Raw genomic sequence first — 25,034 nt, 5'->3', positions numbered from 1 at the left:
AGGTGTACTATAATTCTATAAAATTTGATTATTTAGATAAAAGGAGAGGGAAAGATGGCAGAACAGGTGAAGCAGGTTACGAAAGAGCAGCTAGCAGCACAGCTTCTGGAAGTATATGAAACGAAACAGCCGATTGATTTCTTCAGCAAAGTGCAACATCTTTCCGTCGAAGAATCGTATGATGTGCAGCAAGTGTTTGCAGCTAAAAGATTAAAGCAGACTGGAAAAGAAATAAAGGGTTATAAAATCAGCATGACAAGCCCTAGTACGCAGGCCTTATTCAGCGCAAGCGAACCGGCATTTGGGACATTATTTGAAGATACTTTACATAGAGGAGACACGGAGCTAGAGCTAGCTTCGATGCTCTCACCACTGCTGGAGCCCGAGATCGTATTCGTTCTGAAAGAAGATTTAAGCTTCGGAGCAGCAGAACAAGAGATCTTGGAGAAAACCGTTCTTCATGCAGGGATAGAAATTCCTGATTCCCGATTTGCTGATTGGTTCCCGAAATTTCAGTTGTCTGATTTAATTTGTGATAATGGCGTGACGGGAAAAGTTGTACTGGCAGCGGGTGGGAGAGATGATTTAACACTAGAGGAAGCTGCGCAAATTAAGCTGACGCTTACGCATGATGGGGAGCATATTAATAGAGGCTATGCAACAGAGGTAATGGGTAACCCAGTTTCATCTGTCGCTTGGCTGACGCAGAAACTAGCCGAAAGAAATCAATACTTAAAGAAAGGCATGGCAATAAGCTCTGGTACATTTCTATCACCGATTCCATTAGCAAGAGGCATCTTTAGAGCTGATTTTAGTCTTATAGGTCAGATAAAATTGGAAGTCAACTAATTTGTAAGATTTATTGACAAACTATTCAGCGGCGCTTATAGTTAGGATTATTAATTTGGTCGAAATATTTTAACAAAAGCGACGAATGGGAGTAGTAGAGGAACAGACACAGCTGACAGAGAGCTGCGGATTGGTGAAACGCAGCCTGTGTTTTCCTCGAACTCACCCTGGAGCAGCAGAACTGAAGGACAGATTCTTTAGGTTTTGACGAGTTACCTTCGTTACAAGGTGAAAAGCGGGTTCCTTAGAACCAACGAGAGTGGTACCGCGGAAAGCACAAAAAGCCTTCCGTCTCTTTTCCATCACATATGGAGAAGAGACGGAAGGCTTTTTTTTCTATAGAATCTGCAATACTTAAATGGAGGTAAAAATGATGAAGAAAGAACAACATGGACTGAAGCGCACCATGACAGCGCGCCATATTATGATGATGGCACTAGGTGGTGCAATTGGTGCAGGGCTTTTTAAAGGCTCAAGCTCAGCTGTTGATTTGGCAGGACCTGCTGTTATACTTGCTTATTTGCTAGGCGGCATTATTCTATTATTTGTTATGCAAGGTCTTGCTGAAATGGCAGTACAAAATAAAGATGCGAGAACATTTCGCGATCTGGTCCAGTCCAGTATTGGTAAGTTTCCAGCATTCTTCCTTGATTGGATTTACTGGAAGATGTGGGTATTAAATATTGCTGCTGAAGCTGTGGTTGCGGCAATCTTTTTGCAGTATTGGCTGCCAGATTACCCGGTCTGGCTTTTGACGCTAATTGTCGCAGTACTTGTGACAGCTGTTAATTTATTCTCTGTAAAAACATTTGCCGAGACAGAATACTGGCTGGCATTAATTAAGATAAGTGTTATTATTTTGTTCATCTTGGCTGGTATTGTATTGCTGCTTGTATCCTTCGGAGATCATACAGCACCCGGCTTTTCTAATCTGACAGCTCATGGCGGATTTCTGCCGAATGGCGCAGGTGGTTTGATTTCAGCGATGTTGGTCGTTATTTATTCATATGGCGGAACAGAAATTATTGGTGTCACATTAGCTGAAACAAAAAATCCGGAAAAAGTCGTACCAAGAGCAGTTCGCAGCACCTTAACGCGTATTATAGCGTTCTATCTGTTTCCGTTCTTTATTATTGTAAGTCTGATTCCTTGGAATGAAGTGAATGAATCTGCAGTAAGTCCGTTCGTACTTGTCTTCCAGCTTATCGGAATTCCTGGTGCGGATCATGTGATGAATGCGGTTATTCTTTTGGCAATTATCTCGTCCATGAACTCTGGCCTGTATGGTTCATCTCGCGTTCTTTACACACAAGCATTGGACGGAAGGATTTCCAAACGTTTCGCTTGGCTTTCCAAGCGGCAAGTACCAGTCGTTTCGATACTTGTTTGTACGTCTTTCTTATATGTAGGAGTGCTTATTTCACTCTTTATCGGCAGCGAGACGTTTGATTACTTGATGGGATCCCTTGGGTACACTGTCTTGTTCATTTGGCTAATTATTTCATTCGCGCACTTGAAATCGAGAAAGAGCCAGCCTGATAAAAGTACTTATTATGTCAAAGCTTTTCCGGTGACAACGTGGCTTGCAATCACTGCGCTGCTACTCATCTTAATTGGTGTGATCTGGACAACTGCTGTGGTAATTACCGGGATAACATTGGTTATTTATCTCATTATTATTGGGGCATACGTAATGAAGAAACGCAGAAATAAGATTTAATACCTACACGATATATTAAGTTTTAGAAAAATTTGATTATTGCACGCCTCTAGCTGTTTCGATACTATATAATAGTATACTTATTTTGAGTCAGGGCTTTCTATATGTTCCATACTCGAAATGAAGAAGAGGGGAGCATAAACATGGCTGAAGAAAAACTAGCCAGAGGATTAAAGAATAGGCATGTTCAATTAATTGCAATTGGCGGTGCAATCGGGACGGGGTTGTTCCTAGGTGCCGGCAAATCGATTCATCTAACCGGACCATCTATTCTTTTTGCTTATCTGATTACCGGTATTTTTTGTTTTCTTATCATGCGAGCATTGGGAGAAATTCTGCTTAGTAATTTAGGATACGGATCTTTTGTGGACTTTGTCGGGGATTACTTTGGTGACAGAGCTGCCTTTGTCACTGGGTGGACATACTGGTTCTGTTGGGTTTCCATCGCAATGGCCGATTTAACAGCTGTTGGTATCTATACGAAGTTTTGGTTCCCGGGAGTACCACAGTGGATGCCAGGATTAATTGCACTTGTTATTTTGCTGATCATGAACCTTGCGACAGTGAAATTATTTGGAGAAATGGAATTTTGGTTCGCTCTAATAAAAATTATTGCTATTTTGGCTTTGATTGTTGTCGGTGTGTATATGATTCTTCGCGGATTCTCCACCGATGCTGGACCGTCCAGCTTTTCGAATCTTTGGGATCATGGCGGCTTCTTCCCGAATGGCGTACATGGATTTATTCTGTCATTCCAGATGGTCGTGTTCGCCTTCGTCGGAATCGAACTTGTCGGACTGACAGCTGGAGAAACAGAAAATCCGGAGAAGGTTATTCCTAAAGCAATTAATAATATTCCGATTCGAATTCTTGTCTTCTACATTGGTGCACTCATCGTCATTATGAGTATCTATCCATGGGATGCAATCAATCCGGCCAAAAGTCCGTTTGTACAAGTATTTACAGCTGTCGGAATCGTAGCTGCGGCAGGTATTGTCAACTTCGTTGTGTTAACATCGGCTGCTTCTGCTTGTAATAGTGCTGTGTTCAGTACAAGCCGGATGGTATATTCGCTGGCAAAAGAGGATCACGCACCGAAGCCATTTAAGAAATTGAATTTGCGCCAAGTACCTAAGAACGCACTGTTCTTTTCAATGATTATCATTTTAATTGCAGTCGTGCTCAACTACATTATTCCTGAAGGTGTTTTCACGCTGATCACGAGTATCTCAACAGTTTGCTTCATCTTTATTTGGAGCATAACCGTACTTGCTCACTTGAAATATCGTAAAACACGTCCGGAATTAGCAAAGAAAAGTAAGTTCAAAATGCCATTATCACCAATCTCGAACTACTTAATTTTAGCTTTCTTAGCGTTCGTTGTCGTTGTACTTGCTTTAGCTGAAGACACACGAATTGCTTTGTTTGTAACGCCGGTGTGGTTTATCCTATTGCTGGTTGTTTATCAGATTCGAGTGAAGGCGAGAAATAATACCAGAAGTAATTGAGAAAAGCCCTTATATAGGGCTTTTTTTATTTCAAGAGAAAGGATAGTCGTGCATTTTTGGTAAGCGCTTACAATATTGCGAGTTTAAGTTGCAAAAATGTACACTAAACTTTCTGAAACTGACAACATATAATCAAACTATGAAAGGGGTTACATGCATGAAAGAGCGCACTCAGAAAATACTAATTAGATTCTCTTCGGTTAATTCCTTTTTGACTTATAAAGATCTGAGTAAAGAATTTTTTATTAGTGAACGGACGCTTCGGAACGATTTAGTTCTAATTAATGACTATCTTGCTGAAAATGATTACCCACAGATTATCACCGCAAGAGGGAAAGGATTGAAATTAAATCTTTCTGAGAAAGAACGTAAGAGGTTACTTCTAAATATCGGAGATGAAATAACACACGCTTATTATGGACCTAATGAGAGATTTCTTGTATTACTTCTAGATATTGTTAATCCATTGACTACAACGATTCTCTATGAAATGGAAGAAAAGCTTCAAGTTTCAAAAAGTACATTAGATGAAGATATGAGAAGGTTACGTTTGTTTGTGAAAGACCATGACGTATCAGTCGTAAGTCTGCCGAAGCAAGGCGTTGTATTCCAAGGGGATGAGCGCTCCATAAGGGCCATATTGTATAAAGTTATTACAAATATGGTTGATATCGATTATTTAATGAGAGCAGTAGATACAGAGGTAGTACTCTCTATCCCGGATCGATTAGGGTTGGATTATCTAGATGCCAAAGTATTAAATACAATTCGTAAACTTTATGATGAAGTTTTAGAAAGATGCAAGATTAAAGTTAATTATGTATATCGTAATCAGGTAATTTTGTTGTTAGCAATTTGGAAACGAAGGGTGCAAGAAGGCAATGAAATAATTGAATATTGCGATTTTAAAATCGGATATATGAAAGGACCCATTAAAGACTTTATAAGTTCGATCTGCAGTGAATTTAATTTAGATATTCCGCTAAGTGAAAGAGAGTACATTACAGCAGCCATCGAATCTTTTAATCCGAAAGATATGAATAATTCAATTGATTGGGTTACAGCGCAACTGCTTGCTATTCAACTAATTGAGCATGTAGAGAAAATGACTGGAATCCCCTTTTCGCAAAGAGAGGAAGATTTATATGAAGGATTGTATAAGCATATCACAGGACTGTTAAGTAGGGCGAAAAATGATATCCAGGCTTCTAATCCTTTGAAAGAGACTATTAAGGAATCGTATACCGATTTATATAAAGCAGTTTCCTGCTTTAGGAAGCAAATAGAGAAACACACTAAAAAAACACTGTCGGAAGATGAAATTGGATTTCTTACCGTTTATTTTTCAACTTCTGCGAGCTGGTGGAAGCAGGAAAAACAATCCTCTTATCAGGCAGTTGTGTTATGCAACCACGGTCTGTCGACAGGAAAGTTGTTGGCAGCAAATCTAAAGGAACATTTCAATATAGATATTGTAGCAGTGCTAAGCTCGCACGAATTGCCGTTTATTGACAAGTTAGATGTAGATTTAGTATTTACGACAATTCCTATTAATTACAAGAGAAAACCACTCTTAGTACTCAATCCTATTTTGCGTGAAAGTGATAGTAAGGAGATAAAAGCTTTTTTACAAAAAAACAAAGATAAAAGAAGAGTAGTATCCAATAACTTAGACGCTACAAAACTGATGCAAGATGTCTTATCACTAATGATTGAAAGTGGAGGTCAAATCACGAAAGAGAGTTATCAAAGATTAGAAGAGACATTTAAAAGCCATCATTTAAAAATCAATACAAGGGAGATTCAGCCAATGCTACAGGATATCCTAAAGGAGACCAATATTCTTTTGAATCAAGAATGTAAAGATTGGAAAGAAACCATAACGAAATCTGCTGAGATTTTATTGAAAGAATCAGTTATTGAAGAAAGTTATATAACTGCCATGATTAAATCTGTTGAAGAATATGGACCATATATAGTTGTTGGTAAACATTTAGCATTAGCGCATGCAAGACCTGAAGATGGCGTAAATAAACTAGGAGTTAGTGTCATGACTTTAAAAGAACCAGTTAATTTCGGAAATCCGGATAATGATCCTGTGAGAATAATTTTTTGCCTTGCAGCGGTAGACGCTTATTCACATCTTAATGTAATGAGAAATCTGATTGATTTAATAAATGATCAAGAAAAAATAAATAGATTAATAGCAGTACAAGATGCAGATACGTTCAATAAGGTGCTTTATGGAAGCGAAGAAAATAAATTTGAGAAGGAGAGATTTTCATGAAAAAGTTAAATATCTTGTTTGTTTGTGGCGCGGGCTTAGGAAGCAGTTTTGCTTGTCAAATGGCAGCAGAAGATGTGTTAACTAAATTAGGTGTAGAAGCTAGATTGGATCATAGTGATATTTCTTCTGCAGCTTCAGCAAAGCCGGATATTATTATCACGGCACAGAACTTCCAATCACAGTTTGAGAAGTTTTCAATAGATTCTAAACAAACAACGATAGTTTACTTGCGCAATATTGTATCGAAGCAGGAAATTGAAGATAAAATTACTCCTATCCTAAAAGAAAAAGGGGCTTTCGTTTAATTAGAAGAAAGGAAAAGCGAGGGAGGAAGATAGCGTATGAGTGTTATTAACTTTATAATCGAAAACATTTTGACGCAGGCATCCGTCACAATAGCATTGATTGCTATGCTAGGTTTAATTCTGCAGAAAAAATCAGCTGGGCAAGTAATTTCTGGCTCATTAAAAACAATGCTTGGATTTATGGTATTGGTTGCTGGATCCAGTATCATTGTGGGGAGTTTAACATATTTCGGTAAGATCTTTGCAGAAGGGTTTCACATGCAGGGAATTGTCCCATCTATTGAGGCTATTAACGGTCAGGCCATGAATGAATTAGGACTAGGGCGTGACATTGCTTTAACCTTCCTTGCTATCTTTGTTTTTAACATAATCATTGCTCGATTTACTAAGTGGAAGTACATTTTCTTAACAGGTCAAGCCATACTTTGGATGGCTACTATGACAACTGTGTTTGGTTATTTTGCAGGGCTGCGAGGTATTACACTGATTTTGGTAGGCGGTTTCATTGGTGCTGTATTTGCAGTTGCTATGCCGGCAATCGCACAGCCGTTTGTCCGTAAGATTACAGGCTCAGATGACATAGCATTAGGACATTTTTGCACAGTTGGCTATGTGTTTGAAGCAGGTGTAGCAAAAGTATTCGGGGAAAAAGGAGATAAGAAAAAGTCGGTAGAAGACTTAAAGCTTCCAGCTCAATTAGAATTCTTACAAGATACCTACCTTTCAGTAATGGTTATTATGGTTCCGCTTTATATTATTACAGCAGCATTTGCTGGTGCAGAGTTCGCTTCTACATTATCAGGTGATACACATTATTTAATGTTTGCATTCCTCCAAGCAATTCAGTTCGTAGTAGGAGTGTACGTACTATTATCAGGGGTCCGTTTGTTGTTAGGAGAAATTGTTCCTGCGTTTAGAGGGATTGCCATGCGCCTTGTTCCCAATGCCAAACCTGCTTTGGATTGTCCGGTGCTTTTTCCATTTAGTCCTAATGCGGTGATTGTAGGTTTTATTACAACTACTATTGGCTGTGTTATTGCCATGTTCGTACTGCCGGTGTTTGGGTTAGCTATGATCTTACCAGGTATGCTGACGGCATTCTTTGCAGGGGGAACGGCGGGGATATTTGGTAATCTAGTTGGCGGAAGACGCGGAGCAGTTATTGGTGGTATTGCACATGGCTTCTTCATCACACTACTTCCTGCGCTGCTAGTCACTACTTTTAATTCTATGGGTTTTGTGAATACGACAGCGACTGACGTTGATACAGTAACTGCTGCTTTACTATATGCATGGCTAATTGGCCCGCTTCTAAAAGCGTTTTAAAAGGGGGAAGAATTAATGTTTGGATTTGGTAAGAAGAAAACAAAGAAACCAAAACAAGAGTCCATTGAGCCGGAAACGGCGATTATAACGGAAGAAGACAAAGAAGAGATGCTACGCACAATCTCTATGAGAGAACAAGAACTAATTCAGGCAGATGAAGAGGAAAAGGCTAAAATCTATGAGGTTATTGGTATGACATATTTGAAAATCGGAGAAGACGATCAGGCAATAGATGCGCTTGAAAAGAGTATTCAACATAAGAAAACACTGGGAGATGGATACAAGAGTTTACTAAGTTTATATAACAAAAAAAGGGCAGAGGCAGCGAGAATGAATGACGATAAATCCTTGCAGGTCTATCTGGAGAAAATGGATCAGATGATGCAAGTCTCTAAAGATGTAACACGAGGTGTACGGTAAGTAGTACCAAATTATTGTTAAGAGGAGCGAAATTATCCATGTATACTACTTTAAAAGAAGTTACAAGCAAAGCTGAGCAACTAAATTATACAGTCGGTGCTTTCAATGCACACAATTTAGAAATGCTGCCTGATATGATTCGTGCTGCGAAAGAACAGGGTTCACCGATTATTATTCAAACAAGTATAGATACTGCAAAATATATCGGCCATGAAAATTTTGTTGCGGTATGCAAGTCTATGGCAACAAAAGAAATGGTAGATGTAGTATTGCATCTGGATCATGCAAGAAATTTTGATGACATTAAAGAAGCTATTGATAAAGGATATACATCTGTTATGTTTGATGGTTCGCACTTACCTTTGAAAGAAAATATTATGAAAACACGCGCAGTAGTGGAATATGCGCATAAGCAAGGGGTTTCTGTTGAAGGAGAACTAGGGACCATTGGCGGAACAGAAGAAGGAATACATGTAGGTGAAGATGATAAGGTTTATACGAACCCAAAAGATGCGGTAGAGTTTGTTAAGGCGACTAAAGTAGATGCACTAGCAGTAGCTATAGGTACTAATCATGGTCAATATAAATCAAAGACGCAAGTAAATATACCATTATTAAGAGAGATTGATGCAGTGGTTGATGTACCATTAGTTATTCATGGAGGAACCGGTGTAAACGAGCAGGATATACATGAATTAATTAACAATGGGATCCGTAAATTCAATGTAGGTACGGAATTGCTGGTGGCTTGGACTAGAAAAGCAAAAGAAACATTTGAAGAGACGAAAGAAACCAAATCACTGCGACATAATATAATTCCATGCAATCAGGCAGTAAAAGAAGTAGTTAAACACAAAATCAGTATCTTTATGAACATTGAGGATCGCTCCCTTATATTGAGGTAATTTATATAAATATGAAGCAGAAGGGAAACTGCCTTACCCGTAACTAGTAGGTAGATAGAAGGTGATTAATTGTGTAAAATACTAATATTGCTAGCTGGATTTCCGGGAACAGGTAAAACATATTTAAGCAAAATTATTGATGAGAATTTAGGACCGTATTCAAAAATTTCACCAGACGATTTAAAAGAGCATTATTTCGATATATATGGGTTTCAAAACTTGAAGGAAAAACAAAAGCTTGTGGAAAGAGCATGGAATAAATATTATGAAGCGTTGGATTATCAGATGCACGCAGAAAAGAAAATCATAACTGATTATCCATTCAGTAAAAAACAGCAACCATTTCTTCAACGATTAACAGAAAAGTACCAATATAAAGTCGTGACAATTCGTCTGATAGCTGATTTGGATATTTTGTACGAACGCCAAAGAAAAAGAGATTTAGATACATCTAGGCATTTAAGTCATGTTGTATCATCATACCGGATTGGTGATCGTTTGGAGAATAGAAATGAGGCAGATGGCTTACTCACATACAACGAGTTTATAGAACGGTGCACAACGAGAGGTTACGATTTATTTCAGATGGGAAAGTTAGTTGAGGTAGATGTAACCGACTTTTCAAGAGTTAATTATTCAGAGCTGATTAAGAAGGTTGGAATATACTTGGAGGAAGCTATACATTAATTAGTATATCTTACATGTAAGTTTTTAGATTGAGCGCGGTATTTTAAAAGTTCCTTACTATATATTTCTCTTTTAGTTACAGATCACTAATGTCTGTCTACTAGAAGAGTTTTTTTATGGAGAATACATTTTAAAGAGTAATAGATTTTTATTGACTATGATATTTGGGACGAGACCAAGTTATACAGTCGCTTTTTAGATAGGTATTATGCTTATAGTATCTTGAGCAACATAATTGAATGCGTGCAAGGGCATTTGCTACGATAGAAACAGATTGAAATAGGAGGGGCTATATATGAGTAAAAAGATTGCAGTTTTAGTAACCGACCAATTCGAAGACGTCGAGTATACGAGTCCGGTAAAAGCATACGAAGAAGCTGGTCACAGTGTTGTCAGCATTGACTTGGAAGCTGGCAAAGAAGTTACTGGCAAGCATGGTGAGAAAGTAAAGATCGACAAGGCGCTTTCTGATGTGGAGGCAAGTGATTTTGATGCATTGCTCATTCCTGGCGGCTTCTCTCCTGACTTGCTTCGTGCCGATGACCGCCCAGGTGAGTTCGCAAAAGCTTTCGTAGAAGATGAAAAACCTGTTTTTGCTATTTGCCATGGCCCGCAAGTATTGATTGATACAGACTTGCTTAAAGGCAAAGATATAACAGGCTTCCGCAGTATTCGTAAAGATTTGATTAATGCTGGCGCAAACTTCAAGGATGAAGAAGTGGTAGTAAGCCATAATATCGTAACAAGCAGAACACCTGATGATTTGGAAGCATTCAACCGTGAATCATTGGATCTATTAAAATAAGCCAAGAGCGCTAGACTTTGAGTCTAGCGCTCTTTTTTTATGCTTTTTCCCCTACAACGGAGAAGCGTTCATTTGGATGAGCTGGTTTTTCAATTTCATCTAAGGCAGCTATCGCAAAATCAGCATAGCTGATATAGCTCTCACCTTGATCGTTCAATAGGAGGATGTCGCCGCCAGTTTGGTAGTTGCCAGTCCGTTTCCCATCTGCGTCAAAAATACTGGCTGGACTGATGAATGTCCATTGAATGTCGTTGCTGTCTTGCAATTCTTTTAGATTCTCAGCCATATTAGAAGCTGTCGGATAGAAACTTTCCGGGAAGTCTTCTGTCTCCAGAATACGAGTCGTTTTCTTTTCATCTGTGAACAAAGTTCCAGCACCGCCAACAACGAGGAGTCGAGTGGAAGGAGCACCTTTCAGTGCATGCATGAGTATGCGGCCTGCTTCTATATGCTGCTCTTCTTGACCAGAAGGTGCATTAAAGGCATTAACAATCACCTCGAAGTCATTGATATCCTCTGTTTTGATATCAAAAATATTCTTTTCTATTATGTTAATATCTTCTTTTTGAACTTTAGCCGGGTTCCGTACAATAGCTGTTACTTCGTGGCCGCGTTCTGCAGCTTCTTTTGTAATGAGGCTTCCGGCTTTTCCTGTTGCGCCAATGATACCAATCTTCATTTGTATTCCTCCTTCATTTAGGTGTTACAAATTAAAACCTGCCTACACATACCTTTTACCCGTTTTATTTTGCGTTATACTAGAAAGATAGGATTTTAATAGAAAGTGAGCTGGAAGTTATGTCGATAAGCAGCCGTTTCGCGGTTGGCATTCATATATTGTTGCTTTTGGAAGTGTATAAGGAAGAGGTGAATACGTCTGACTTCATTGCTTCCAGCGTCAATACAAACCCAGTCGTTATTAGAAAAATAATGGGCATGTTGAAGAAGGCAGGCTTGGTTAAGGTTCGGCCAGGTGTGGCTGGTGCGGAATTGGCGCAGAGACTTGACGAGATTACGTTGTTAGAAGTATATCAGGCTGTTGAAGCGGTACCGGAAAATGAACTGTTCCGTGCTCATGGCAGCCCAAATCCCAAATGTACCGTCGGTCGTCATATTCAAGCAGCTGTTCTTCCAATTTTCGCCGGTGCTCAAGCAGCGATGGAGAAGGCATTGGCTCATGTTACAATCGCTGATGTGGTGAAAGGTATCGAAGAGCAGGAAAAAAAGGGTGATTAAAAAAAGCGTATTGCCTCGGCAATGCGCTTTTTTCTAATTGTTATTCTGCTTTTTCTAAGTCGGCAGCTGGTCCGAAAAATTCGAAATGGATCTGCTCTTTGCTGAAGCCAGCACGATAGAGGGTAGAGATGACGAATTCCATGAATCCAGCTGGACCGCAGACATAAACATCGCTATCTGCGTTGACCATCTCCTTGAGGACAGTTTCGTCAATTCGATTTTCTTCGTAATATGTTTTATAAGTTAAATTAGACATCTTCTCTTGAAGACTTTGTATTTGCTTCGTAAAGGCAGCGTATGCTGGTGTGCGTGCTGCTTGAAGGAAGACAATTTCCCGACTTGGATCCTTTGCTGCAAGTGTCTCCATCATACTCATTATTGGTGTAATTCCTACGCCGCCAGCAATGAATGTAATAGCTTTATCTGACTTTCCGCTAAGCGTAAAGTCACCAGCTGGTGCACTTACTTCAAGTGTATCTCCCTCTTTTACTTGGTCATGCAAGTATACGGAAACCTTACCATCTGGATTATTATCGTCTTCCTTTTTCACGGAAATACGGAACAAATCTGATGATGGCGTCTTGGATAAACTGTACTGACGAATCATCATATATTCCTCGCCAGGAATGGACACACGGACGGAAATATACTGCCCTGGTTCATACGAAGGTACATGCGCTGCATCAGCAGGCTTTAAGTAGAAGGAAGTGATAACGTCACTTTCTGGAACTTTTTTCTCGACAACAAAGTCTTTGAAATACGCCCAGCCGCCTTCTTTTTTCTCGTTTTCTTCATACATTGTGGCTTCTACACCGATGAACGCATCCGCGATAACACCGTATGCTTCTCCCCATGCATGAAGAATCTCTGGAGTTGCGTTATCTCCTAGTACCATCTTGATCGCTTTGAGTAAGTATTCGCCTACAATAGGGTAATGCTCTGGTTTAACACCAAGGCTGACGTGTTTATGTGCAATCTGTACGACAGTCGGGAGAATTTTTTCTAGCTTATCAATATGCACAGCAGCAGCATAGACAGCATTCGCAAGTGCAGTCTGTTGTTTTCCTTGAGCTTGGTTAGCGTGGTTGAAAATGTTCAGCAGTTCTGGATGAGCTTTGAATAGTTCTTCATAAAAGACAGTCGTAATTTGTGTTCCGTGTACTTCTAGTACAGGTACAGTGCTTTTAATAATGTTAATCGTTTCTTGTGATAACATAGTTGATTCCTTCTTTCGGTGGATTACTCCTATCATAAGACTAATTATGTATAAAAGATATATTTTAAATACCACTTTAACAAAAGTGTCACATTCTCTTTTTGTCCATTCGCTTTGCCAATTATGCTATAATCCTCAAGAAGAGGAGGAATAATAATGCGGTTGACAATGTATACAGATTTCTCCCTGCGGATCCTTCTATATTTGGGAACACAAGAAAAAGTCAAGCTGTCGACGATTCAGGAAATCGCGACTGCTTATAAAATATCTAAAAATCACTTAATGAAAGTGTCGCATGAACTGCGGCAAGCAGGTTATATAGAAGCAGTAAGAGGTCGGTCAGGAGGTATCAGGCTGGCTCGTGATCCAAAGGACATTAATGTAGGAGCTGTCGTAAGGCAGATGGAAGATGATTTTCATTTGGTAGAGTGCTTTAATCGGGAAAACAATACTTGTCCGATTGCTTCTGTTTGCGGCCTAAGAGGGGTTCTCGGTAAAGCATTGTATGCATATTTGCAGGTGCTGGACGCCTATACGTTGCAGGATTTATTACAAAATGAAGCGGATTTGCGGATGCTGCTTCGATAGTTATGTAAGGAAAACAGCCTTTCTCTAGTGGGAGAGGCTGTTTTTATTTGAAGCGATAATACTGTTGTCCATCTGTATAATACGCTGAATGAGAAGTGTTCGATTCTTGATTCATAGCACTTTCTTCTGGAACAGGCCTTTGATTGCATTCATCTGGTGGACCAATGACAATCGTTTGATTGTGAAGCGGGCGCAGTGTTTCCTGCAGTTTCTTTTTATCGAGGCAATATGTTTGTGCCAATACTTCGACAGGCGTTCGAGCTAGGATATCAGAACCGAAAATATATTCCGGATAAGGTGCATCAAATATAGTCAGCAAGTGCGTTTCATCTTCAGCGGCTGTCTCCCAATGCCACCAGCCTTGCGGAATATTTGCCACTTGTCCTGGCGTAATCGAAATGGTTTCGACGTTGTTGGTAAAAGGGTTAATGAGCGATACATGTGCGGAACCTTGTATAGCATAAACAAGCTCGGCAGCATTTTGATGATAATGCGGTTCAACTGTCTTTCCCTTGCTCAAGAAAATATCGAGCAGAGATACATTCCCTAATGTATTTAATACATCACGTCCAAGCCGGTTGATGTAGTTCTGATTATCGCGAGTGAATAAACGATTTTTATTTACATCACTAAAATAGTGCACATTTGCTTTGGTGTAATCCATGTATTCGTTATCTTTCCCCATGTGTACCCTCTTTTCTGGTGATATGTCCCGAGGTTAGCTTATGCAGCAGCTTGAAGTTTGGATTTTACAAAAAAAGGTTCCGCATTTTTTGAAAAAAAGGTACGATATGGAGGCTGAACCTGTGGACACACAGAAAACATACTCGTGATATAAAGTATACATACCAAATCGTCGTAAGAAATAAAGGAGTACAACATGAGAAAGCGCGGCATTACCGTTAAATTGTTTGCTGTAACAGCTTTGTTCTTTCTGGCGTTTTACGCCATGATGATGATCTTTCAGCTGTTATTTTTTGATCGATTTTACGAGCATCATAAAACAAAAGAAGCTGCAGCGCATTTGCACCGGTTAGCAAATGGCTATGAGGAAGATTCCTGGAGTGAGGAAGAACTGACAAAGCAGACGTTAGCTTACATGAGCAAAACAAAGAGCCCATTAACAATAGTGGACAAAGACGGCTACCAGCTTGTACGAGATCCGTTTAACATCATGATGAAGACAGAAAGTGGTGAAGAAGTGGAAGTAGCACTTTCTTTACTCGTTACGGATTACGGGGAGGACTTACGTGCATTGGACATTGAAAAAGGAGACAGTCTAACCGTCCAAGGAGAAACAGATGGGACGATCACTAAGGTTATGTATCCTTCTATTATTACAAATGGAGATGCCAGTGTCGGTGAAGATTTGGTAGATAACGAAGTAACAATGGAAGGGGAAGTAATAAGTATCTCGCTGCCCGAATCAGGGATGTTGAATAAAGGAATAGGTCTGCTTTATGACGCTTTACTGGAGTGGTTCCCACTAGAAAAAGCCGAGTTGAAAAAGCTATCTAAAGGAGAAAGTCTGCAGTTAGACTGGATAGAACCATGGAGCGGAAAACATAATCTCGTATTAATTGACCCCGTTGAAAAAGAAGGAGAAAAGCAATATTTATTCTCTGTTACGTCATTGCAGGAGATTAAGGATACAAATGAAGCATTACAGTTGTTTTATTTGTATATCGGAATTGCTGGCTTCGTGCTAATTCTTTTGCTGTCTCTTATTTATTCCCGTCTTGTCAGCAGACCGCTGATCAAGCTGAATGAAATGGCGAAAAAGATGGTGCATCTTGATTTTTCCTCGGCTAAGCCGATAAAACAAAAGGACGAGTTGGGAAGTCTTTCGAATAATTTGCTGACAATGGCGCAGAACCTTGATGCTGCTTTGAGTGAATTAAAGCAAGCAAATGGACAGCTAAAGCAAGATATGGAAAAAAGAAAGCAGATGGAAAAGGCGCAAAGGGAGTTTTTCGAGCATGCTTCACATGAGCTGAAAACACCGCTTAGTATTGTCAAAAGCTTCGCAGAAGGGCTGCAGGATGGAGTCAGTCCAGACAAGCAGGATCATTATGTACAAGTAATTATAGAAGAGTCAGATAAGATGGAAGTCCTGATCAAAGATATGCTGGATTTAGCTAAGCTAGAGAACGGTGCCATTAAGCTGCGCAAAACGTCTATTATGCTCAGTGAAATGATAGAGGATTTAGCTGCCAAGCTATTTAATATGGCAAAAGAGAAAAATGTAGCAATAGAAATCATACCGCAAAACGAACTGCCTATAACGGCCGACTGTGAGTGGCTAGAGCGCGTTATGCGGAACTTTCTTGTGAACGCTATCCGGCACAGCGAAGCTGATTCTGTGATTACCATAAGAGTAGCGTCAGACCAAGAAACCGGCAGCAGTAACTTTAGCATTGAGAACAAAGGGCTGCATATACCAGAGGAGCAGATGAAGAAGATTTGGACGCGTTTTTATCGGACAGAATCTTCACGAAGCCGTATGACAGGCGGTACGGGGCTTGGATTAGCAATCATTCAGCAAATACTCACCCTGCATCGATTTGATTACGGAGTGGAAAACACGCCAGAAGGTGTACGCTTCTTTGTTCAGTTTGATAAGAAGTAGGAAAAATTGCTTAGAAGGACACATGAAAGACATACAAGCTTGTTAATTTATGTATATAGAGTGGAAGGAAGATTCACGATGGGGAAGAAAGTGTTGCTTGTCGAGGATGAAGTGAGAATCCGGGAGGTAGTAGCTGATTACTTCAAAAAGGACGACTGGGAAGTGTATGAAACGGATAATGGCAGCAGTGCTATTGACTGGTTTGATACGATTTATCCCGATTTAGTCATTCTCGATATTATGATGCCGCAAATGGATGGATTTGCTGTTACCAAGCAGGTTCGCATGCGGTCTGGTGTACCGATTATTTTGCTGACAGCAAAATCTAGTGATGATGACAAAATTCATGGATTTGAACTTGGTGCCGATGATTATGTTACCAAGCCATTCAGCCCAAAAGTGCTAGTAGCACGTGCCAATTCGTTGATGAAGCGGGCAACCGAACATTACTTACCGACTGGTCATATGATCAGCTTCGGGCAAGCAATCGTTAATACGAAGTCTCATCAGCTTGAGCTTGATGGCCAGCAAGTCGAATTGACACCAAAAGAATATGAGTTATTGGTATTCCTGCTTCAGCACAAAAATAACGTCCTTTCACGTGAAACAATTTTGAATCACGTATGGGGATTAGACTTTGATGGGGATAGTCGAGTTGTCGATACACATATAAAAAAGCTGCGTGCCAAGTTAAACTGTGAATCCCATCATATTCGGACTGTCATTGGAACTGGCTATAAATTTGAATAAAAGGAAGAAAGAGAATGAATAAGCTCAAACAGCTGTATATGCATGTTGGTATCCGTTTTGCTTTACATACTTGTTTTTATCTGGCAATCCTTGTCACCTTGTTTCTGATGTACGGCTTCCACACAGCCAATACAGGCAACTATATTTATAATGATTTCTAAATGGAGAAGATAAAAAGATGAAACTTTTAACACGTATTGCACAGCATGCGGCAAGCAAACCAGAGCAGGCAGCATTTCGTACAGATGACCAAGTGCTGACTTACGGATTGCTTTGGGACAAGTCAAGCAGACTGGCAAGTTTCATACATGCCACGCAGCTTGTTCGGCAGACGCCAATTGTTGTGTATGGTCATATGGGAGCCGATATGCCGGTATCGTTCCTCGCCTGTGCACAGGCTGGCCACCCTTATATTCCGGTAGATACATCCATTCCAATGGAACGGATGCGTCTTATCGTGGAAAAATCCGGTGCACAATTAGTAATCAATACGACAGATAGCGTACTGGACCTGGATCATGTTGCTATTTTACATATGCAGGCCCTGCACCTGGAAAAAGAACAGCCTATCGATGGTGACCACTGGGTTCAGCCGGATGAAGTGTTTTATATCATTTATACCTCCGGCAGTACCGGAAATCCAAAAGGCGTTCAAATAACTGCTGCAAATTTGCAGTCTTTCACAGATTGGATGACAGGTGACTTCCCCTTAAATCAAGGAAAAGTATTCTTGAATCAGGCGCCGTTTTCGTTTGATTTGTCTGTCATGGATTTTTATCCCGCGCTGCAAAGCGGTGGAACTGTGCATGCCTTGGAGAAAGAAGTAATCAATAAGCCAAAGCTTTTGTTTGAGAACTTGAGTCGTTCTGCCTTACAAGTATGGACATCAACGCCTTCTTTCGTACAGATGTGTTTTCCAAATCCAGACTTTAATGAAAAGATGCTTCCGGAGCTTGAGGTATTCCTGTTCTGCGGGGAAGTACTGCCGCTCGCGGTGGCCAAGGAACTTAAAAACCGTTTCCCAAGAGCAAGGATTTTTAATACGTATGGACCTACAGAAGCAACGGTTGCCGTAACATCTGTTGAAATTACCGAAGAATTGCTCGCAAAAGAGACTGCACTGCCGGTTGGGTATCCAAAATCGGATATGCGTATTCTCGTTGTAGACGAAGCGGGCAATCCGTTGGCTGACGGAGAAAAAGGGGAGCTTATCCTTGCAGGGCCGAGTGTGTCAAAAGGCTATCTTGGTGAGCCGCTGCTTACGGAGAATGCATTTGGCATCATAAACGGAATGGCTGCCTATCGTACCGGAGACGCGGGCTTTATTCAGGACGGATTGGTGTACTGCCAAGGCCGGCTGGATTATCAAATCAAGCTGCATGGCTACCGGATGGAGCTGGAAGAGATTGAGTTCCACTTGAATCAGTCTGATTATATAAAGGCTGCACTTATTATTCCGCATGCGCCTAATGAGGAGATAGAATACTTGATTGCAGCAGTCGTACCAGCTAATCATGACTTTGAGAAAGAATACCAGCTGACAGCTGCTATTCGTAAGGATCTTGCGCTGCGTTTGCCCGCATACATGATTCCGCGGAAATTCACGTATCACACTGCAATTCCCATGACGATGAATGGAAAAGCAGATCGTAAAAGAATGAAGGAAGAGGTACTCGCATGACCCCGTATAGTTCCTTCCTTTTCTTTATTATTCTAGGTGTCTTGCTGCTGCCAACAATGGTTCTCGGCATAATGGGCAAGCGCCTGCGGTATTACAATGTGTTCGTCTCCATTGTTGTATTGGCTATTATATTTTCAGAAGGAAGCGCAGGTTTTCTCTCATTAGTTGCCTTCACAGCCCTGCAGCTGCTACTAATCAAAGGCTACATTGCTTATAGGCAGAAAAAGAATAACAGTCTCGTATTCTATGTAATGAGTATGCTGTCAATTCTGCCTTTGATCTTATCAAAGGTGTTACCGATTTTGGCAGTGGATAATTTGGCGAGTTTTCTCGGTATCTCTTATCTTACATTTCGAGCTGTCCAAATCATTATCGAAACAAGAGATGGCCTAATTAAGCAGCAGCTCTCTATTTATCAGCTTGTTCATTTTATGCTGTTTTACCCGACAATCTCGTCAGGTCCGATTGATCGTTTCCGCCGCTTCCAGAAAGATGAAGAAAAGCGCTGGGCACCGGAGGAATACAAGGAACTGCTTTATAAAGGAATCAACAAGATCTTCCTTGGATTTTTGTATAAGTTTATTATCGGCTACAGCATCAATACGTACTTCATTATGAATCTTGATCATATAGCAGATGGCATGTTTACGTATCATTTGCTGTACATGTACAGCTACAGCTTGTACTTATTCTTCGACTTTGCCGGTTATACGGCGTTTGCAGTCGGAGTCAGCTATATAATGGGAATTCGGTCACCGGAGAACTTTAATAAGCCATTCATCAGCCGCAATATCAAAGACTTCTGGAACCGATGGCATATGTCGCTTTCGTTCTGGTTCCGAGATTATGTGTTCATGCGCTTTGTATTTTTAATGAAGAAGAAAAAATGGATACAAAACAAGATGCTCGTCTCAAATCTAGGGTATATCCTGCTGTTTCTGCTGATGGGAATATGGCATGGATTAGCTATTCAGTACATTATTTATGGCGCATATCATGCCTTGATGATGACCGGATTTAATTTCTTCGAGACATGGAATAAAAAACATAAACGCTGGCCGACAGGAAGAATGATGACGGTTGTGTCAATCATCATTACTTTCCATGTCGTCTGTTTCGGATTTTATCTGTTTTCGGGCAGACCATTTCAATAAAAGGGGAATAGAATGATGGATTTTAAAGAGAAAGTACTACAAGTTATTGCAGAAGTTTGTGAAGATGATGTTGTAAAAGAAGAGCATGATATGGATATTTTCGACGCAGGACTGATTGATTCCTTCGCGACAGTAGAATTACTTGTTCAATTTGAAGAGCAGCTAGCTATCAATGTACCAATTACAGAATTCGACCGAGATACATGGAACACACCAAATGCTATTGTAGATCGTCTGAATGAGCTGAAATAATGAAAAAGAAGTATCTGTTTGGACCAATCATTCTCGCATTGGTCCTGTTTGCCGGAGTCGTGTTCGTACCGGCATCGTGGCTGGCTAAGTTAGTTCCAGCAGATCGTTTGCAGGAATCCGCTATCAGTCTGGAACCAAATATGTTCCAGGGAACGTATCTACAAAGCGAAATGCTTAAACATTCATCATATGTTCCGATCTATGGTTCTTCTGAATTGTCGCGCTGGGATCCATACCATCCATCGAATTATTTTGAAACGAACGATGCTGCCTTTACACCATATTTAGTAGGAAAAGGCGGGATGACTTCTATAATTCATGATGTAAACTTTGCAACACATGCTGATCAACTGAAAAACAAGCAGATGGTGATTATCGTATCGCCGCAATGGTTTGTTAAGCATGGTACAGACGAGCAGCATTTTGCACCAAACTACTCTTCGCTGCAGGCATTTCAGCTGCCTTACAACAAGGAAATAGACGAGCAGGTGAAACGAAAGTTGATGGAGCGTTTGATGACATATGATGCGGTCAAGAACGACACGATGCTTTATCAGCTTTACGATGCGTATCTGAATGACAAAAAGATTTTGTTCAATAGTTTATCTGTTCCTGCAAAGGCGTATATATCCATGCTTCAGAAAAAAGATTTGTATTTCACACTTCTGAAAGATAAACCAACCAATCGGCATCAGTTAGATACAGTGAAGAACAAGACATGGGAAGAACTGCAGGCCCAAGCTGATACATATGGCGAGAAACGGACACAGCACTCCCAATTCTATATGGATGATAAGGTGTATAAGCATAAGCAGCACTACATCAAGAAGATGGAAGGAAAGAATAAAGGGCATTCCTATGCGGAGTCACTTGAATATGAGGACTTCCAGCTGATGCTGGATATTCTAAAACAAGCGCAAGCGAAACCGCTGTTTGTTGTGATTCCTGTTAACGGTGCATACTACGATTACACCGGTTTTCCAAAGCAAGGAAGAGAAGCCTACTATGACCGAATTAAAAAACAGATTTCGGATAGCGGCTTTACGTACGCCGATTATTCCGGCCACGAATATGATCCGTATTTTATGCGTGACACAATTCATATCGGCTGGAAAGGCTGGGTTTATTTAGATGAGGATATGCAAAAATTCCTTAACTAGTATGGAGACGATTCACTTGAGAGGTGAATCGTCTTTTTTGTATTTGCATTAAGACCTGCTTTGACTGGTTAGACTATGGAAAAAGCGTCAAAGGAGAGAGAATGTGAAAAAAACAATTATTGCGTTAAGCATTTTATTTATCAGCTTTATGCTAGTCTCTTTTGTACTAGAGATTAAAACCGGAGATATTAACTCTTGGACGAAAGGCGGCGGCCGCGTAATTATGAGTGCATTGCCGTTAGGGTTACTGTTTCTCCAGCGCACTCCATTCCGTGTGTCGCATATTCTAGGCTACTACGCCTTACTCGTTTGTACCTTCATATTAGGAGCTATCTTTCATTTTTATGATACCTACAAATGGTGGGATGTAACACTGCATGTAGTGGGCAGTATGTATGTTGCATGGCTCGGTCTGGCTATTTATCGGTATAAAGTGCTTCGGCCTGCGGGAATGGAAATTTCGCGGTGGATAATCTTTCTTTTTGTATTAGGTATAGCTGCTCTAGGAAGTGCCATTTGGGAAAGTATTGAATTTATTGGCGACATGACGGTAACGAGTGTGATGCAGCGAAGCGGCAACAAAGATACTATGACCGATTTGATTGCAGGGCTGATTGGCGGAGTGATTATAGGGATTGTTGCTTTGTTACGGAATAAGCCGTTGGAAGGGAAAAAGATATAAATCTGAAAAAGGGTGCAAACAGATTTTTTATTGAGACGAAGATGAGTGAAAAATCTTGCAATTAGATTATATTGCTTGTTTAAATAAAACTAGCAAATAAGTAAAGGCAGGTTACCTCATTGAATACATACAAAGTCATTACAGAAGAAAAAGATTTCGAAAAAGCAAAAGCAATGCGTGCGGCAGTATTTGTAGAAGAACAGGGTGTACCGCATGAGGATGAGTTTGATCAATATGATGTGCTGGGTGGAGCTTGTCAGCATATATTGGTTTTCCATGAAGGAGAAGCTGTTGGAACAGGGCGGCTTCGGTTTGTGGGAGAGTACGGAAAGCTGGAGCGTATTTGTATGCTGAAGGAATTTCGTAAGCACGGTCTTGGACGGGTTATTATCGAGAGTCTAGAGGAGCTTGTCCGTCAAGCTGGGAAAACGAAATTTAAGCTGCATGCACAAGTGCAGGCGAGCGGCTTTTACCGAAAGCTCGGTTATGCGGAAGCGTCCGATGTGTTTGATGAAGACGGTATTCCGCATGTGGTGATGGACAAGCAGGAAAATACAGCAGCATTATCGTAAATAATTGTTTCTATAAAATGTCCAGTTCAGCTGGGCATTTTTTTGGTTTTTCGTTTAAACGCTTACAAAGTTAGACTGCTTTGTTAGAATGAAAGAATAGTCAGAAACATTGCGCTGATCATGGGCGCCAAATGAACCTGGAAAGGGGCAGTTGGGATGAAAGCTACAAATGCACAGAATTTGATGCAGTTGACGGATCAGTTTGGGGCAAATAACTACCACCCGCTTCCTATTGTTATTTCGAAGGCGGAGGGAGTATGGGTGGAGGATACCGAGGGGAAGCGGTATATGGATATGCTGAGTGCCTATTCGGCAGTGAATCAAGGACACCGGCATCCGAAAGTCATCACAGCTCTGATCGAACAAGCGCAAAAGGTGACACTCACTTCCCGCGCCTTTCATAATGACCAGCTCGGGTTATGGTACGAAAAAATGGCGGCTTTCACTGATAAAGAGATGATCTTACCAATGAATACGGGGGCAGAAGCGGTTGAGACAGCTTTTAAAGCTGCCAGGCGTTGGGGGTATGACGTCAAGGGCATTGCGGAAGACCAAGCAGAGATCATCGTCTGCAGCGGGAATTTCCATGGCCGGACGATGGCAGCTGTGTCATTGTCTTCCGAAGCGGCATATCGACGCGGATTTGGACCGATGCTGCCTGGTATTAAGATAATTCCTTATGGTGATTTGGAAAGTTTGAAGGCTGCCATCACACCGAATACAGCAGCCTTCCTGCTGGAGCCGATTCAAGGAGAAGCAGGTATCATCATTCCGCCAGACGGCTATTTGAAAGCAGCTTCCGAACTATGTAAAGAAGAAAATGTGCTATTCATTGCAGATGAGATTCAAGTAGGTTTAGGCCGCACGGGCAAACGGTTTGCTTGTGACTGGGAAGATGTTGTACCGGATTTATTCATTCTAGGTAAAGCACTTGGCGGTGGCGTTTTCCCTATTTCCTGTGTAGCTGGAGATAAGCAAGTATTAGGGGTATTCAATCCTGGTTCGCACGGATCTACATTTGGCGGAAACCCGCTGGCATGTGCGGTATCCATTGCTGCACTGGAAGTAATAGAAGAGGAAGATCTTGCGGCAAGGTCCAACAGGCTTGGCTCTTATTTACAAGATCAGCTGCAGCAGCTGACGTCGGACAAAATTAAAGAAGTAAGAGGAAGAGGGTTATTTGTTGGAATTGAACTAACCGAACCTGCGCGACCGTACTGTGAAAAACTCAAAGAACTGGGTGTGCTTTGCAAGGAAACGCACGAAAGCGTTATTCGAATCGCTCCGCCTTTAATTATTACGGAAGATGAGCTCGAATGGGCAATAGATAGATTGAAGCAAGTATTACAGTAAAAGGAGGCATCACAATGAAATTAGGAACTAGTGGACTAAATACAGCTCCTATTGCACTCGGGTGTATGCGAATGAATGATTTAAATAAACTGGAGGCTTTACGAGTAATTGAAACTAGTAAAGAGGCTGGCATCACCTTATTTGATCACGCGGATATATACGGCGCAGGGACATCAGAGGAAGTATTTGCTGCAGCTCTTAAAGAAAGCGTGGTGAAGCGTGAGGATATTATTCTTCAATCGAAATGCGGCATTCGAAATGGTTTTTTTGATTTTTCGAAGCAGCATATTCTATCTAGTGTCGATGGAATACTGGAAAGGCTGCAGACAGACTATCTTGACGTACTTTTGTTGCATCGGCCGGATAGCTTAATGGAACCAGAAGAAGTGGCGGAAGCTTTTCACCAGCTGAAGGAAAGCGGAAAGGTAAGGCATTTTGGTGTCAGCAATCATCAGCCATATCAAATTGATCTGTTAAAGCAGTATGTAAAAGAAGATCTTATTATTAATCAGCTGCAATTCAGTTTGATGCATACACCGTTGCTTGATGCCAGCTTGAATCTTAATATGCAAAATCGAGAATCAGTGGTGCGAGACGCTGGTGTACTGCCTTACAGTCAGCTGAACGGGATGACAGTGCAAGCTTGGTCGCCATTCCAATTTGGCATGATTGAAGGCGTCTTTATCGACAATCCGGCTTATCCGGACGTCAACAAAGCATTGCAGGAAGTTGCGGAAACGCACAACGTCAGTAAATCAGCAATTGCTATTGCTTGGATATTGCGGCACCCTGCAGGGATTCAAGCTGTAATTGGATCAATGAATCCAGATAGAATCCGCTCCATTAGCGAGGCACAGAGTGTGAAGCTGAGCCGGGAAGAGTGGTACGGTCTTTACCGGGCAGCAGGCAATAATTTACCTTAATAGTAAATACGAAAAACGGATTGCCT

Annotated in this window: 26 protein-coding genes and 1 other annotated feature; of the genes, 23 read left to right on the top strand and 3 right to left on the bottom strand. The window is 40.9% G+C overall.

What is annotated here, in order from left to right:
* The first annotated feature begins 54 nt into the window (after positions 1-54).
* The 10 genes from B1K52_RS02130 (at position 55) to B1K52_RS02085 (ending at position 10,812) form a co-directional block, all read left to right on the top strand.
* Positions 55-849, top strand: a complete 795-nt coding sequence (locus B1K52_RS02130) for a 2-keto-4-pentenoate hydratase (protein WP_077304907.1) — start codon at positions 55-57, stop codon at positions 847-849.
* A gap of 72 nt (positions 850-921) precedes the next feature.
* Positions 922-1,148 (top strand) — a binding site (T-box leader).
* A 74-nt stretch (positions 1,149-1,222) separates the two neighbouring features.
* Positions 1,223-2,569, top strand: a complete 1,347-nt coding sequence (locus B1K52_RS02125; RefSeq protein ID WP_077304904.1) for an amino acid permease — start codon at positions 1,223-1,225, stop codon at positions 2,567-2,569.
* A gap of 143 nt (positions 2,570-2,712) precedes the next feature.
* Positions 2,713-4,077, top strand: a complete 1,365-nt coding sequence (locus B1K52_RS02120; protein WP_077304901.1) for an amino acid permease — start codon at positions 2,713-2,715, stop codon at positions 4,075-4,077.
* Between the two features lie 157 nt (positions 4,078-4,234).
* Entirely contained in the window at positions 4,235-6,364 is a 2,130-nt protein-coding gene (locus B1K52_RS02115) for a BglG family transcription antiterminator (protein WP_077304898.1), read from the top strand.
* The gene (locus tag B1K52_RS02110) at positions 6,361-6,669 is read left to right on the top strand and encodes a PTS sugar transporter subunit IIB (RefSeq protein ID WP_077304895.1); all 309 of its coding nucleotides are present in this window, start codon (positions 6,361-6,363) and stop codon (positions 6,667-6,669) included. The genes B1K52_RS02115 and B1K52_RS02110 overlap by 4 nt, the downstream gene beginning before the upstream one ends.
* Before the next feature lie 36 nt (positions 6,670-6,705).
* Positions 6,706-7,995 carry a PTS sugar transporter subunit IIC gene (locus B1K52_RS02105; RefSeq protein ID WP_077304892.1) on the top strand — a complete coding sequence of 430 codons (1,290 nt, stop codon included), beginning with the start codon at positions 6,706-6,708 and terminating at the stop codon, positions 7,993-7,995.
* A gap of 15 nt (positions 7,996-8,010) precedes the next feature.
* On the top strand, positions 8,011-8,415 hold the full coding sequence (locus B1K52_RS02100; RefSeq protein ID WP_077304889.1) for a hypothetical protein: 405 nt from the start codon (positions 8,011-8,013) through the stop codon (positions 8,413-8,415).
* A 38-nt stretch (positions 8,416-8,453) separates the two neighbouring features.
* Complete coding sequence (locus B1K52_RS02095; RefSeq protein ID WP_077304888.1) at positions 8,454-9,320, top strand: class II fructose-bisphosphate aldolase; 867 nt, start codon at positions 8,454-8,456, stop codon at positions 9,318-9,320.
* A 69-nt stretch (positions 9,321-9,389) separates the two neighbouring features.
* Entirely contained in the window at positions 9,390-10,007 is a 618-nt protein-coding gene (locus tag B1K52_RS02090) for a P-loop nucleotide/nucleoside kinase family protein (protein WP_077304885.1), read from the top strand.
* 295 nt (positions 10,008-10,302) lie between these two features.
* Entirely contained in the window at positions 10,303-10,812 is a 510-nt protein-coding gene (locus B1K52_RS02085; RefSeq protein WP_077304882.1) for a cysteine protease YraA, read from the top strand.
* Between the two features lie 37 nt (positions 10,813-10,849).
* On the opposite strand, the gene B1K52_RS02080 is transcribed toward B1K52_RS02085, so the two are convergent.
* The gene (locus tag B1K52_RS02080) at positions 10,850-11,491 is read right to left on the bottom strand and encodes an NAD(P)-dependent oxidoreductase (RefSeq protein WP_077304879.1); all 642 of its coding nucleotides are present in this window, start codon (positions 11,489-11,491) and stop codon (positions 10,850-10,852) included.
* A gap of 119 nt (positions 11,492-11,610) precedes the next feature.
* Between B1K52_RS02080 and B1K52_RS02075 the strand changes: the two genes are divergently transcribed.
* The gene (locus B1K52_RS02075; RefSeq protein WP_077304876.1) at positions 11,611-12,048 is read left to right on the top strand and encodes an Rrf2 family transcriptional regulator; all 438 of its coding nucleotides are present in this window, start codon (positions 11,611-11,613) and stop codon (positions 12,046-12,048) included.
* Between the two features lie 40 nt (positions 12,049-12,088).
* On the opposite strand, the gene hmpA is transcribed toward B1K52_RS02075, so the two are convergent.
* Positions 12,089-13,264, bottom strand: a complete 1,176-nt coding sequence (gene hmpA / locus B1K52_RS02070) for an NO-inducible flavohemoprotein (protein WP_077304873.1) — start codon at positions 13,262-13,264, stop codon at positions 12,089-12,091.
* 156 nt (positions 13,265-13,420) lie between these two features.
* Here hmpA and B1K52_RS02065 point away from each other — a divergent pair, with 156 nt between their 5' ends.
* Positions 13,421-13,852 carry an RrF2 family transcriptional regulator gene (locus B1K52_RS02065; protein WP_077304870.1) on the top strand — a complete coding sequence of 144 codons (432 nt, stop codon included), beginning with the start codon at positions 13,421-13,423 and terminating at the stop codon, positions 13,850-13,852.
* A 43-nt stretch (positions 13,853-13,895) separates the two neighbouring features.
* On the opposite strand, the gene B1K52_RS02060 is transcribed toward B1K52_RS02065, so the two are convergent.
* On the bottom strand, positions 13,896-14,537 hold the full coding sequence (locus tag B1K52_RS02060) for a cupin domain-containing protein (RefSeq protein WP_077304867.1): 642 nt from the start codon (positions 14,535-14,537) through the stop codon (positions 13,896-13,898).
* Between the two features lie 195 nt (positions 14,538-14,732).
* Between B1K52_RS02060 and B1K52_RS02055 the strand changes: the two genes are divergently transcribed.
* The 11 genes from B1K52_RS02055 (at position 14,733) to B1K52_RS02005 (ending at position 25,008) form a co-directional block, all read left to right on the top strand.
* On the top strand, positions 14,733-16,481 hold the full coding sequence (locus B1K52_RS02055; RefSeq protein ID WP_077304864.1) for a sensor histidine kinase: 1,749 nt from the start codon (positions 14,733-14,735) through the stop codon (positions 16,479-16,481).
* 78 nt (positions 16,482-16,559) lie between these two features.
* Positions 16,560-17,231 (top strand): response regulator transcription factor, encoded by a 672-nt coding sequence (locus B1K52_RS02050; RefSeq protein ID WP_077304861.1) that lies wholly within the window; start codon positions 16,560-16,562, stop codon positions 17,229-17,231.
* Between the two features lie 14 nt (positions 17,232-17,245).
* Positions 17,246-17,392: a teichoic acid D-Ala incorporation-associated protein DltX gene (locus B1K52_RS02045; protein WP_077304858.1), complete on the top strand. Its 147-nt coding sequence runs from the start codon at positions 17,246-17,248 to the stop codon at positions 17,390-17,392.
* 17 nt (positions 17,393-17,409) lie between these two features.
* The gene (gene dltA, locus B1K52_RS02040; protein WP_077304855.1) at positions 17,410-18,912 is read left to right on the top strand and encodes a D-alanine--poly(phosphoribitol) ligase subunit DltA; all 1,503 of its coding nucleotides are present in this window, start codon (positions 17,410-17,412) and stop codon (positions 18,910-18,912) included.
* Positions 18,909-20,066 carry a D-alanyl-lipoteichoic acid biosynthesis protein DltB gene (gene dltB / locus B1K52_RS02035; RefSeq protein WP_077304852.1) on the top strand — a complete coding sequence of 386 codons (1,158 nt, stop codon included), beginning with the start codon at positions 18,909-18,911 and terminating at the stop codon, positions 20,064-20,066. Before dltA ends, dltB begins: the two co-directional genes overlap by 4 nt.
* Before the next feature lie 15 nt (positions 20,067-20,081).
* Entirely contained in the window at positions 20,082-20,318 is a 237-nt protein-coding gene (gene dltC, locus B1K52_RS02030) for a D-alanine--poly(phosphoribitol) ligase subunit DltC (RefSeq protein WP_077304848.1), read from the top strand.
* Positions 20,318-21,478: a D-alanyl-lipoteichoic acid biosynthesis protein DltD gene (gene dltD / locus B1K52_RS02025; protein ID WP_077304845.1), complete on the top strand. Its 1,161-nt coding sequence runs from the start codon at positions 20,318-20,320 to the stop codon at positions 21,476-21,478. Before dltC ends, dltD begins: the two co-directional genes overlap by 1 nt.
* Positions 21,479-21,581: 103 nt before the next feature.
* Positions 21,582-22,160, top strand: coding sequence for a DUF2238 domain-containing protein (locus B1K52_RS02020; RefSeq protein ID WP_077304842.1), 579 nt, complete (start codon positions 21,582-21,584; stop codon positions 22,158-22,160).
* Between the two features lie 173 nt (positions 22,161-22,333).
* Entirely contained in the window at positions 22,334-22,732 is a 399-nt protein-coding gene (locus tag B1K52_RS02015; RefSeq protein ID WP_077305843.1) for a GNAT family N-acetyltransferase, read from the top strand.
* 156 nt (positions 22,733-22,888) lie between these two features.
* Positions 22,889-24,085, top strand: a complete 1,197-nt coding sequence (locus tag B1K52_RS02010) for an ornithine--oxo-acid transaminase (protein ID WP_077304839.1) — start codon at positions 22,889-22,891, stop codon at positions 24,083-24,085.
* Between the two features lie 14 nt (positions 24,086-24,099).
* Positions 24,100-25,008 (top strand): aldo/keto reductase, encoded by a 909-nt coding sequence (locus B1K52_RS02005; RefSeq protein ID WP_077304837.1) that lies wholly within the window; start codon positions 24,100-24,102, stop codon positions 25,006-25,008.
* Positions 25,009-25,034: the final 26 nt, after the last annotated feature.

Origin of the sequence: Terribacillus halophilus (assembly GCF_900162685.1) — a bacterium.
GTDB lineage: Bacteria > Bacillota > Bacilli > Bacillales > Amphibacillaceae > Terribacillus > Terribacillus halophilus_A.
This window is presented reverse-complemented; position numbering and strand designations above follow the sequence as displayed.